This is a genomic window from Robertkochia solimangrovi, assembly GCF_007279655.1.
Classification (GTDB): Bacteria; Bacteroidota; Bacteroidia; order Flavobacteriales; family Flavobacteriaceae; genus Robertkochia; species Robertkochia solimangrovi.
Map to the genome: position 1 here is coordinate 90,967 of NZ_QKWN01000002.1, position 11,583 is coordinate 102,549.

Consider the following 11,583-nt stretch of genomic DNA (forward strand, 5'->3'; position numbering starts at 1 on the left):
CTTGCTAAATTCATTTTATAAAATGCAGAAAACTTCACCCAGGTTTTTAGAATATGGAGAGTCCATCGGGCAAATATAGAAGTTCAGAATCAACATACCAATCACCTATCACTTGGGTAACATTGTAACCCAAGTGATGGGTGAGATGTCAACTAGTTTTCAGTGACTAGCAGACTTCATATATTTTAAAGCAACGCTGAATTCAAACCTGTTTAAATAGAAAGAGCCAGACTAAGTGCCTGGCTCTTTCTATTTAAATCGTTAAGAAAACTCACATTGTGATTAACAAGATTCTCCGATGCGATAGCAATGGAAACCGATATTTTTCAGTTTTGAACTTTCCATAATTCTTCTACCATCGAAAACGCATGCAGGCTTGAGCATCAGATCGAAGATCTTTTCCCAGTCATAGGTTTTAAATTCATCCCATTCAGTCAGAATGGCGATGGCATGTGCATTTTCAGTGGCAGCGATCGGGTCATTGACAACCGTTACCAGTTTTCTGTTCTCAGCTTCTGTACGAGTGTTGAGATAATCCAGATCTGCATAAACCTGTTCAGCGGTCACTTTTGGATCGTAGATAACCAGTTCAGCCTGTTCATCCAACAATGCATCGGCAACATAGATCGCAGAGGATTCACGGGTATCATTGGTGTCCTTTTTGAAAGCCCAACCGTAGAATACGATCTTTTTCCCGGAAACGGTATTATAAAGTGTTGAAATGATATTATCGGCAAAACGTCTTTTCTGGTAATCGTTCATCAAAACCACCTGTTCCCAGTAGTTGGAAACCTCGTCGAGTCCGTATGTCTTACAGATATATACCAGGTTAAGGATGTCTTTCTGGAAACAACTTCCTCCGAAACCAACGGAAGCGTTCAGGAATTTTGGTCCGATACGTGAATCACGACCGATGGCATTCGCTACTTCGGCAACGTTGGCATCCGTCTTTTCACATAATGCAGAAATGGAGTTTATCGAAGAGATTCGCTGAGCGAGGAAGGCGTTCGCAACCAATTTTGAAAGTTCTGAAGACCAGAGATTCGTTTGGATGACATTCGCCTTAGGCAACCAATGTTCGTAAACCGCACTTAAGGCATCCTTAGCTTCTTGTCCGCTTGGCGTGTTCTCACCACCGATAAGTACCCGATCTGCCTGTAACAGATCTTCGATAGCGGTACCTTCGGCCAGGAACTCAGGATTAGAAAGTATTTCGAATTTGACCCCGTTTCCGGTATTGTCAAGAATATTTTTAATAGCCTGAGCAGTTCGTACCGGTAAGGTTGATTTTTCTACAACGATCTTATCGGTAGTGGCAACCTTGGCGATATTTCGGGCACACAGTTCTATATATTTAAGGTCTGCAGCTTGTCCTTTACCCTTACCATAGGTTTTGGTAGGTGTATTTACTGAGATAAAAATCATATCCGCCTCGACGATAGCATTATCAACATCCGTAGAAAAGAATAGATTCTTACCTCGGGATTCACCAACGATCTCCTTTAAACCGGGTTCGTAAACCGGAAGTTTATCGAGATCCTGATCATTCCAAGCATCGATTCTTTTTTGGTTAATGTCGACAACGGTAACCTTGATTTCGGGGCATTTATTTGCTATTACTGACATCGTAGGGCCTCCTACATATCCGGCACCTATACAACAGATATTTGTGATTTTTTTCATACTATTTTTTTGGTGTCGTAAATATAGAACCTTCTGGTAATTTTATGGTCCTAAAATGACTAAAATAGATGAGCGTATCAAAAATCTCTGTAAACTAACAAAATGCGCCACAACCTCTAAACCTTTGATTTACAAGGATGCAGAAGGAGTTCGTCGATTTTTTTTAACCGTTGATTTTTTGGTTTAGTCATTAACCGAATTTAAACCCAATTTCACCGAATTAGATTAATTCATAGGTTTTACTTTAATAATTTTACATCGGATACCTCACAGAGATAAGTCGATTAATAGCAGAAAATTGATTTGTTCATACTGAAGTTAAAAGGAATACTTAATGCCCAATTTCTTTATAAAGTATCCGGTTCTTTGGTTTTATAAAATCATTATATAAGATCCCCAATCTTGGTTGTGCTTTACCCTTATTTAAATAAGGTACGCAATGATAATGACTAAAGAACGTATTTGGCTGTCTTCACCTCACATGGGAGGTCGTGAGCAGCATTATATTAACAGCGCTTTTCAAACTAACTGGATCGCTCCACTGGGGCCGAATGTTCAGGGTTTTGAAAGTGATCTCGAGAATTACCTGGCCAATGAAAGTCACGTAGCGGCTTTGGCTTCCGGAACTTCGGCAATACATTTGGCGCTGATATTATTAGGTGTAGGAAGAGGAGATGAGGTTTTATGTCAAAGCCTGACTTTTTCAGCCTCCGCTAATCCGATTTCCTATCTCGGCGCACAGCCTATATTTGTAGATAGTGAAGAATCCAGCTGGAATATAAGTCCGGAACTTCTGGAAAACGCTATTATAGATCGTCTGAGTCAGGGTAAAAAGCCTAAGGCGATCATAGCGGTTCATCTTTATGGTATGCCCTGCGATGTACTCGCATTGAACAGGATCTCCAGTAAATATAAAATTCCGATCATAGAAGACAGTGCCGAAGCACTTGGGAGTGAATACCTTGGAATGCGTTGTGGAAGCCTAGGTGACTTCTCCATTCTTTCATTTAACGGAAACAAGATCATAACCACTTCAGGAGGTGGCGCTTTGGTTTGTCGTGACCAGGAAGCCAAAAAGAAGGCTGTTTTTCTGGCAACTCAGGCAAGGGATGAAGCTCCGCACTACCAACATTCGCAAATCGGGTATAATTATCGGATGAGTAATGTGGTCGCCGGTATCGGGCGCGGACAAATGGAAGTGCTTGATGACAGGGTAGAAGCCCGCCGCAGAAATTATGAATATTACAAATCCCGACTTTCCGGATTGCCAGGAATCTCTTTCCTGGATGAGCCGAAAGGTGTGAAATCAAACAGGTGGCTTACCTGTATACTTCTAGATTCTTATGAGACCAGAGAGAAGATAAGACTTGAACTTGAAGCTCATAATATCGAATCAAGACCCATATGGAAACCGATGCATTTACAACCGGTATTTCAATGCTATCCCAGTTATGTGAACGGGGTATCGGAAGATCTTTTTAACAGGGGACTATGTTTGCCAAGTGGCTCGAATCTCACTGATGAAGACTTAATAATCACTTCAGGTTTAATCAGAAAATCAATCATTAGATGATAAATAATTACCTCCCCGGAATTCAATTAAAATACGCCTCTAAATGGCTGATTTTACTAATAGACGTGCTGACGGTAATGTTCACCTTCTTCCTTGTCTATTTCATAAGATTTGATTTTACACTAAATTTCAATTTCAATATTTTCCTTTTGGAACTGCCTGTTATCGGTGGTATCGGACTCATTAGCTTTTTGCTAGTGGGGAGTCACAAGGGTATCATCCGTTATACCGGATTTAAGGATCTTGTCAACATTTCACTTGCGGTTGCACTGATCAGTGTGATTACGTCAACCTTAGTGATCTTCAATAAGAATTTTGAATTCTTTCCGGGTCTGACCATTCCAAAATTTATCGTGATTATGCATGCGTTCATGAACTTTGTCTTCCTTGCGGGAACAAGACTTCTGTTTAAAACCATGTATAAGTATATTACGAGTGACATTCGTGAATGTCGCAGGGTTTTGATATACGGTGCCGGTGATTCCGGGATCATGACCCATAACGCACTTATCAATTCCATGAAGCAGAATGTGAAAGTGATCGCTTTTATCGATGATGATAAGGTCAAAATTGGCAATAGTATCAATGGAACACCTATTATTTCTCAATCGTCCATCAACGAGAGTTTCGTTGAAAAATATAAAGTGAATGAGGTCATCATCGCAATTCAGAATATCAGTACAGGAAAATTGAGAACCAATATCGATCGATTGATGGATATCGTCTCTAAAGTGAATATCGTTCCTCCGGTTGATCAATGGATTAATGGTGAGATCAAACTCAATCAGATTAAACAGGTTCAGCTTGAAGATCTACTGGAGCGTACACCTATCAATATCAACAACAAGGAACTGATGAGAGAATTCGATATGAAGACGATCATGGTTACAGGTGCTGCCGGATCTATCGGTAGTGAGATCACCAGGCAATTATCCAAGTTCAAACTTAAGCGACTGATACTTATAGATCTTGCCGAATCTCCATTGTATGATCTTCAGCAAGAGTTGAAACAAATTGGGATTAATAATTTTGAAGCTATAGTATCTGATATCCGTGATCAATTCAGCATCAATAATATTATCGAACAACATAAACCGGATATCATATTTCACGCTGCGGCCTATAAGCATGTTCCGCTTATGGAAGATAACCCTTATGAAGCCGTTAAGATCAATATAATGGGGACAAGAAATCTTGCTAATGCGGCAATTCGAAATAAGGTTGGCAAGTTCGTATTCATCTCAACGGATAAGGCGGTTAATCCTACAAATGTGATGGGGGCTACCAAAAGAGCTGCAGAGATCTATATCGGAAGTCTTCAAAAAGAAAACAGAACCACCAAGTTCATCACAACACGATTTGGTAATGTACTTGGCTCTAATGGTTCAGTAATACCATTATTCCGCAAACAACTTGAAAAAGGCGGACCGTTAACTGTTACTCATCAGGATGTTACCCGATACTTTATGACTATTCCTGAAGCTTCCGAACTCGTATTGGAAGCCGGAACCATGGGGCAGGGTGGAGAGATCTTTATATTCGACATGGGAGAATCTGTGAAGATCTTCGACCTGGCTAAGAATATGATAAAATTGTCCGGTTTGAGATATCCTGAAGATATCAATATTGAGATCACCGGTCTGAGACCCGGAGAAAAATTATATGAAGAACTATTGGCTAATGGCGAGAATACATTGCCTACATATCATGAAAAAATCATGATTAGTAAGGTTAAAGAATTGCAATATGAAAGCCTGAAAGCCAAAATTGAAGCCTTGTGTATTATCAATCTTTTTAACGATAAGGATATTCTGGTAAGTAAATTAAAAGAGATCGTTCCGGAATACATATCTAAAAATTCAACCTTTGAAAAACTGGATTCAAGGGTTACCATTAAAACGCCAAATTACAACATCTTACAATCACTTAATTTCGATAACCTCAACAGTAGAAACCTGCTGTAGAATTATAACATATGCTAAACCTAAACTAATATAATGTTCATTAAAATTTCGTCTGTCACAAATCTTTGCCTCTTAGTAATATTAGGACTTTTTATTACTTCATGCGCTTCCAGGGAAGAGGTAGTTTATTTTCAAAATGCTCGTGAATTCGAGACCATTGTTGAAACGCATTCCTTTGAACCACGTTTGAAAGTAGATGACTTGTTAAGTATCTATATTTCAACTTCAGATTTAGAAGCAAGTACACCTTTTAACCTAACCAAAGGGCAGGGGGTGAATTATCAGGAAGTAGATTATGTAGTTGGTAAAAATGGAACTATTGAATTCCCGGTTATCGGAGAATTGAAAATGAGCGGGCTCACCACTGATGAAGCCCGTGAGTTGATCAAAAATGAACTGGTAGGATACCTTAAAGATCCTGTGGTTAATATAAGAATTAAGAATTTCCGGGTTACTGTACTGGGTCAGGTACAACGCCCCGGCGTATATAGTGTACCTACAGAAAGGGTAACACTACTAGAGGCATTAGGTCTTGCCGGCGATTTAGATATCAAGGCAAAACGAAATAATGTTCTTGTGATCAGGGATTTTAATGGAGTGAAAACCTTTACCCGTGTTGATCTCACGTCTAAGGAATTCATCAATTCACCTGTTTATTACCTCACCCAAAATGATGTTGTTTATGTTGAACCGAATAATTCAGCAATAAAGACTTCAACTATCGATACCCGTACTACTGTATATGTTTCATTATTGTCCCTCATTGTAACCTCAACTGTTCTTATTTTAACCAGATGATATGGAAAACTCAAACGATAATTCACAATCAAAGGCAAAATTTGGATTTTCTGAAAAATCGGATCTGAAAAGAACCATTTTCAAATATCTTAAATATTGGAAATTATTTTTGGCCAGTGTCATAATTTTTGTTGTACTGGCCAAATTATATACACGATATGCAACTCCTGTATTTTCATCGGAAGCGAGTATCAGATTATTACAGGAAAAAAGTTCTACACCAGAAGCTGCGCTTCTGGGTACCTCAGGTATGGTTTCCGGGATGGATAAACTGATCGTAGACGAAATAGAAATTATAAAATCCCGAGAATTACAAAAAGAAGTCGTAAAGGAGCTCGACTATAATATCTCTATTTATTCACAGGGAAAAATTAAAAATATTCCTTTATACCCTTATTATCCGATAAAGGTGAATTTTTTAGTGAACGATTCAATATTGGATAACTCTTCATTGGAATTTACGCTTAAACAGATCACGGATGAAACATTTGTATACGTGGATGAATATGGTCTTGAAAGCCGCCAACGTTTTGGTACGGCCATAAAAACCTATATCGGAGATATCATAATTACTCCGGTTCCGGATTACCTGGATAAGTATATCAATTCAGGAACCATCCTGTTTAAATTGAAACCTGTCTGGCAAGTCGCAGAAAGCTATAAGCGAAAATTACTCGTATCTAATGAAAACGACCGCGTGAATCGTTCGAATCTTATCAAGATCAAAATCACCGATGAGGTTCCACAAAAGGCAGAGCGTTACCTGAATCGTCTCATTGAGGTATATAATCAGAATTCCGTACAACGGAAAAGTGATATATCTCAGGTCACCTATAAATTTATCAATGATCGTCTTGAACTGATATCTTCAGAACTTGATGAGGTTGATAAAACCATCGAGCGCTTCAAGGTTGGTAACAAATTGACTAATGTTACCTCAGAAGCAGGGCTCTTTGTCGAAGCTGATGCCAAAAATGAAGAACAATTATTATCCTTGGGTGCTCAGTTAAATACGGTGAACTATATGATCAATTACCTGGAATCTCAACAGGAATTTTCTTCAATACCGGCTAATATCGGACTATCAGACCCTAATATTTCCAATATTTCAACGAAGTACAATGAATTAATTTTGGAACGAAGCCGTTTATTGAGGAGTTCAGGAGAGAAAAACCCGATCGTAGTTCAATTGGATTCGCGGTTGAATGGATTGAAGGAATCCTTGTTAAGCAGTTTGAGAAATTTAAAGAACACCCTGAATATTCAGTATAATAATTTAAAATCTCAAGAAGAAATTCTGGATGCAAGAATCTCCAATGTCCCCGGTCAGGAAAGACAAAACAGAGATATTCAACGGCAACAAAATATTAAGGAGGCCATCTATCTTTATCTATTACAAAAGCGGGAAGAAGCGGCTATAGCAATGGCAACGACTTCGCCGAATGCTGAGGTTATTAATTATGCCTATACCGATGTTAAGCGCCCGGACTCACCAAAGACGATGGCGATTTTGTTGTCGGCATTTATATTTGGTCTGGCCATTCCGTTCCTGTACATCTATATAAAAGATCTTTTCGATACCAAGATTCATTCTAAGAAAGATCTCAAAGCGCTGATCAGAGGAATCCCTATCATCGGGCAATTACCGGATATGGGTAAAAAGGAATCGGGTAAACTCAATCTTAATGATCGTACTGTAATGGCCGAATCGTTCAGGAGCCTGCGCACCAATATCGATTTTCTAAATGGCGTTCCTTCTCATGTCGGTAAAGTGGTCTATATTACCTCGACCATCAATGGGGAAGGGAAATCATTTATCGCTTATAACCTGGCAGCTACTTATGCCTATGCCAATAAAAAAGTATTGCTGATCGGTGCTGATATCCGAAAACCTAATTTAAACGGGTATATCAAAAGCAAAGAAAAGCGCGGGCTATCCGATTTTCTGTCGGGTCATACAACGCTGCATGAGGTCATAAAACCGGTATTGTCATTCGATACCTTTGATGTGATCCAGTCAGGAAACATTCCTCCAAATCCATCAGAATTGCTCATGAGTAAACGTATGGATGAACTCTTTGAAGCTGTTAGAGCTATGTACGATGTGATTATTGTGGATACAGCTCCAACGATGCTGGTCACAGATACATTGCTCATCGGTAAGTTCAGTGATCGTACGCTTTATGTTACCCGTGCTGAATATACCGATAAGGAACTGCTTCAGAATGTGGAAGAGATCTATGAGGAGAATAAGTTAAATGGCCTCTGTCTGATGGTTAATGATGTGAAATCTGAAAACTTCCATTATGACAATAAGTATGTGTATGCTTATGCAGCCGATAGTAAAAGCAGGCGATGGTTCCGAAAAAATAAATGAGAAGTTCCAGGTAGATCTTTATTGATTTCCGGAGCTAGGTAAGATTTCGTATCTTACATCATATGAAATTGATGATCGTGATTTATGAAGTCTTTGTACTGCTGGTTCAGCAACCCGGAAATCTTCCATCTCCGGAAGATAATACGCCATTAGACCTTACATCATGGTCGGAAGTAATTTTATATATCTTACTTCCGATCCTGTTTATGATCTTTTACTTCTGGTGGCGGAAGAAGAGGGATAGGGATTAAGAATTCTCAATTAGTTTAAGTTACGCTGTTACATGTTACCTTGTGAAGTAGTGAAGCAGTAACACAGTAAACTGTATTCTGTAGAATCCTCAATTCTCCATTCTCCATTCTCAATTCTCCATTCTCAATTCTTAATCCATAATTCATAATCCTTTATTATTCTTTTTTTTACCGAACCATCCTAAAGGCAGGATCAGAAAAAAGAAGAGGTATTTACCGGTTACGATACCGATAACTGTAATTATCAGTCCGATCCAGAGTAGTGTATCCTTATTTTTACCGGAAAACATAGGAGTATAGCATTATTTATTACAAAGGGAAGCATTCCTCTTAATTTACCAAAGGAAATCAAGGGGAAATATTACAATTAAAACGTAACTTGCTGACATGAAGAGAGTAGCTTCCATTTTGTTGATCTTAATAGGTATTGCAATGTTATACCTTGGGGTGCAAAACGCTATGTTACCACCTATACTTACCGGTATTGGCTTTTTCATTATTTCCTGGGTTTTCTGGGGTAAAAACATGAAATCCTGAATACAGGTAAGCCACCCAAAAGATATATGTATATTTGCGCGCGAAAAATGGCGGAATCACAACCGGTGTGGTTAAGATGTGTTGTGAGTTTATGAAAGAAGGTGAGAAAAGGAAAAAATAAAGGGGATAGCAGGAAGTGGTTTCGGATCGTACACCGTTGGTTGGGTTTAACTTCCGGGTGCATCGTATTTATCGTTGCGATCACGGGAAGCATTTTCGCTTTTCATGATGAAATTGCCGATCTTATCTATTCTTATAGAAAAGTTCCACCCCGGGAACAATCTTTTGTTTCTCCGTCAATACTTCTTAGAGCAGCAGTTCAGGATCATGAGGATGCGATCTTTGACATGGTGGTTTATCAATCGGAAGACAGACCTGCCAATGTTTACGGGACCCTAAAAGGGGTACCTCACGAAATATATTATAATCCGTATACGGGCCAAGAATTATTTATACGAAATTTGGACACCGATTTTTTTCTGATCATCGAAAAGATTCATCGATTTTTGTATTTGCCGGAAGCTGTAGGAAAGCAGGTAGTGGGGATCGCTACCATCGTATTTTTATTCATGCTGATCTCCGGAATTTTTCTTTGGTTTCCCAGAAATAAGAAGCATTTAAGGGATTACTTCCGTATTCGCTGGAATGCGAGATGGAGACGGATAAACTTTGACTGGCATCGCATCACGGGTATATATGTCTGTTTACTGGCACTGATTGTGGCGTTGACGGGGTTGAGCTTTAGTTATGAATGGATGCATGAAGCATTTTATTCGGCTGGCAATTTAGGGCAGCGGGAAGCCAATGATTTCTTTTCTCCGGTTGTATCTAAAGCAAAGCCTGAAGATATTGCTCTTGATATCGCATGGAAAAGAACTCTGGAAATGTTGCCTGAGAGTGGGATGAGTTTCATTTTCCGTCAAGGGGAAACATTGCCGTTGCTTACAGGAGCCTATCCGTTTCCTCTGGAATTTCATCATCAATCTAATTTTTATTTCGATCAGAGAACCGGTGCGCTCTTACATACACAGCTCTATGACTCCAAGAGTAATGGTTTACAACTCCAGGAAATGAATTATGGTTTGCATACCGGGCAATATTTCGGACTTCCGGGAAAGATAGTTGCTTTTTTTATCAGTTTATTTATAGCGGGTTTACCGGTATCCGGATTTCTTATCTGGTGGGGTAGAAAGAATAGATAATTCATTTTATAAGTGCTGTAATCACTATCCCCTTCAAAGAAATTCCTTAGATTTGTGTAGAATAATTAGCTGCATATGAAGCGATTTCTGACACTTTCCATACTGTTTCTTTTAATAGCCGGATGTAAAAAGGAAGAACCCATGCATGTTTATGGGAAAGTAAACTGGGAGGGACGTACATTGCCGTATAAATTGAGTGATTCATTAGTTTCCGGAACCTCATATCTTTCGGTATATGCAGAAATTTATAGTGAAACCGAACATCGACTACATAAATTAACTGCAACGATCAGTTTACGTAATACAGATCCAAAGGATTCCATTTACCTTACCAAAGCCGTATATTTCAATACCGAAGGAAAACTTATTCATAATTATTTTGATGAACCTGTATTTATCCGGCCTATGGAAACACTGGAGATCGTAATTGCGGAAGAAGAAGGAGCGGGAGGAACCGGTGGAAATTTCCTTTTCGACTGGAAAACTGACAAAACAGCTTCTGAACCTTTATTTGAATGCGTAATGCTCTCTACGTACGGACAACAAGGTTTATCATTTACGACACAAGGAAAAAGAGTTCGCTAATGACTGAATTGATCACAAAAATCTTTTTTCTTATAGCGGTAATCGATCCATTGGGATCAGTTCCTGTTTTTTTGGAAGCCACTAAACGGTTCAATGATAAGGTGCGGAAGAAGATCGCTTTTCAGGCATCTATTGTAGCCTTCCTGATATTGCTGTTTTTCATAGGAATCGGTCAGATCATTCTTGAATGGATGTCCGTTTCCCTAAATGCGTTTCAGATCTCCGGAGGTGTTATTCTTTTCTTGTTTGCACTGACCATGATCTTCGGAGATGGTAAACCCGAATCTGAAAAGCACCTCATCGATGATTATAAACATGTAACAATCTTTCCTATTGCAACACCATCCATAGCCTCTCCGGGGGCGATCATGGCGGTTGTACTTCTGACTGATAATAATGTGTATACGATCCAACAACAGATCATTACTACAATATTGGTAATGCTGGTAATATTTTTAACGATGTTACTTCTTAAAGCAGCGTCTCATGTACAAAAGCGCATCGGAAATTATGGGATCACCGTGATCAGTAAGATTATGGGTTTAATCCTGGCAGCCTATGCTGTGCAGAGTATTCTTTCCGGCTTGAAATCTTTTTTCATGGAATAATTATT

The 11,583-nt window shown here is 39.1% G+C and carries 10 protein-coding genes; 8 read left to right on the forward strand and 2 right to left on the reverse strand.

The window, feature by feature from the left end; translation table 11 throughout:
* Positions 1 to 282: 282 nt before the first annotated feature.
* Positions 283 to 1,683, reverse strand: coding sequence for a UDP-glucose 6-dehydrogenase (locus tag DMZ48_RS04465; RefSeq protein WP_143953925.1), 1,401 nt, complete (start codon positions 1,681 to 1,683; stop codon positions 283 to 285).
* Positions 1,684 to 2,128: 445 nt separating this feature from the next.
* Here DMZ48_RS04465 and DMZ48_RS04470 point away from each other — a divergent pair, with 445 nt between their 5' ends.
* The 5 genes from DMZ48_RS04470 (at position 2,129) to DMZ48_RS04490 (ending at position 8,646) form a co-directional block, all read left to right on the forward strand.
* Entirely contained in the window at positions 2,129 to 3,256 is a 1,128-nt protein-coding gene (locus DMZ48_RS04470; RefSeq protein WP_143954322.1) for a DegT/DnrJ/EryC1/StrS family aminotransferase, read from the forward strand.
* Positions 3,253 to 5,220 (forward strand): polysaccharide biosynthesis protein, encoded by a 1,968-nt coding sequence (locus DMZ48_RS04475; protein ID WP_143953926.1) that lies wholly within the window; start codon positions 3,253 to 3,255, stop codon positions 5,218 to 5,220. Before DMZ48_RS04470 ends, DMZ48_RS04475 begins: the two co-directional genes overlap by 4 nt.
* Before the next feature lie 33 nt (positions 5,221 to 5,253).
* Complete coding sequence (locus DMZ48_RS04480; RefSeq protein WP_143953927.1) at positions 5,254 to 6,018, forward strand: polysaccharide biosynthesis/export family protein; 765 nt, start codon at positions 5,254 to 5,256, stop codon at positions 6,016 to 6,018.
* Position 6,019: 1 nt separating this feature from the next.
* On the forward strand, positions 6,020 to 8,395 hold the full coding sequence (locus DMZ48_RS04485) for a GumC family protein (protein WP_143953928.1): 2,376 nt from the start codon (positions 6,020 to 6,022) through the stop codon (positions 8,393 to 8,395).
* 62 nt (positions 8,396 to 8,457) lie between these two features.
* Positions 8,458 to 8,646 (forward strand): adenylosuccinate synthetase, encoded by a 189-nt coding sequence (locus DMZ48_RS04490; RefSeq protein ID WP_242009117.1) that lies wholly within the window; start codon positions 8,458 to 8,460, stop codon positions 8,644 to 8,646.
* A gap of 143 nt (positions 8,647 to 8,789) precedes the next feature.
* Here the strand turns inward: DMZ48_RS04490 and DMZ48_RS18660 are convergent, their stop codons facing one another.
* On the reverse strand, positions 8,790 to 8,936 hold the full coding sequence (locus DMZ48_RS18660) for a hypothetical protein (protein ID WP_199287936.1): 147 nt from the start codon (positions 8,934 to 8,936) through the stop codon (positions 8,790 to 8,792).
* Positions 8,937 to 9,284: 348 nt separating this feature from the next.
* On the opposite strand from DMZ48_RS18660, the gene DMZ48_RS04495 reads away from it, so the two are divergent.
* From DMZ48_RS04495 to DMZ48_RS04505, 3 genes are all read left to right on the forward strand, one after another.
* Positions 9,285 to 10,385 carry a PepSY-associated TM helix domain-containing protein gene (locus DMZ48_RS04495; RefSeq protein WP_242009118.1) on the forward strand — a complete coding sequence of 367 codons (1,101 nt, stop codon included), beginning with the start codon at positions 9,285 to 9,287 and terminating at the stop codon, positions 10,383 to 10,385.
* 75 nt (positions 10,386 to 10,460) lie between these two features.
* Positions 10,461 to 10,970 (forward strand): DUF3124 domain-containing protein, encoded by a 510-nt coding sequence (locus DMZ48_RS04500; RefSeq protein WP_143953929.1) that lies wholly within the window; start codon positions 10,461 to 10,463, stop codon positions 10,968 to 10,970.
* Positions 10,970 to 11,578 carry a MarC family protein gene (locus DMZ48_RS04505; RefSeq protein WP_143953930.1) on the forward strand — a complete coding sequence of 203 codons (609 nt, stop codon included), beginning with the start codon at positions 10,970 to 10,972 and terminating at the stop codon, positions 11,576 to 11,578. Before DMZ48_RS04500 ends, DMZ48_RS04505 begins: the two co-directional genes overlap by 1 nt.
* Positions 11,579 to 11,583: the final 5 nt, after the last annotated feature.

What these genes read in the sequence shown, in the direction of transcription:
- DMZ48_RS18660 (WP_199287936.1), bottom strand. Translation starts at nt 8,936, where the DNA reads ATGTTTTCCGGTAAAAATAAGGATACACTACTCTGGATCGGACTGATA.
- DMZ48_RS04485 (WP_143953928.1), top strand. Translation starts at nt 6,020, where the DNA reads ATGGAAAACTCAAACGATAATTCACAATCAAAGGCAAAATTTGGATTT.
- DMZ48_RS04475 (WP_143953926.1), top strand. Translation starts at nt 3,253, where the DNA reads ATGATAAATAATTACCTCCCCGGAATTCAATTAAAATACGCCTCTAAA.
- DMZ48_RS04465 (WP_143953925.1), bottom strand. Translation starts at nt 1,683, where the DNA reads ATGAAAAAAATCACAAATATCTGTTGTATAGGTGCCGGATATGTAGGA.
- DMZ48_RS04500 (WP_143953929.1), top strand. Translation starts at nt 10,461, where the DNA reads ATGAAGCGATTTCTGACACTTTCCATACTGTTTCTTTTAATAGCCGGA.
- DMZ48_RS04490 (WP_242009117.1), top strand. Translation starts at nt 8,458, where the DNA reads ATGAAATTGATGATCGTGATTTATGAAGTCTTTGTACTGCTGGTTCAG.
- DMZ48_RS04505 (WP_143953930.1), top strand. Translation starts at nt 10,970, where the DNA reads ATGACTGAATTGATCACAAAAATCTTTTTTCTTATAGCGGTAATCGAT.
- DMZ48_RS04470 (WP_143954322.1), top strand. Translation starts at nt 2,129, where the DNA reads ATGACTAAAGAACGTATTTGGCTGTCTTCACCTCACATGGGAGGTCGT.
- DMZ48_RS04480 (WP_143953927.1), top strand. Translation starts at nt 5,254, where the DNA reads ATGTTCATTAAAATTTCGTCTGTCACAAATCTTTGCCTCTTAGTAATA.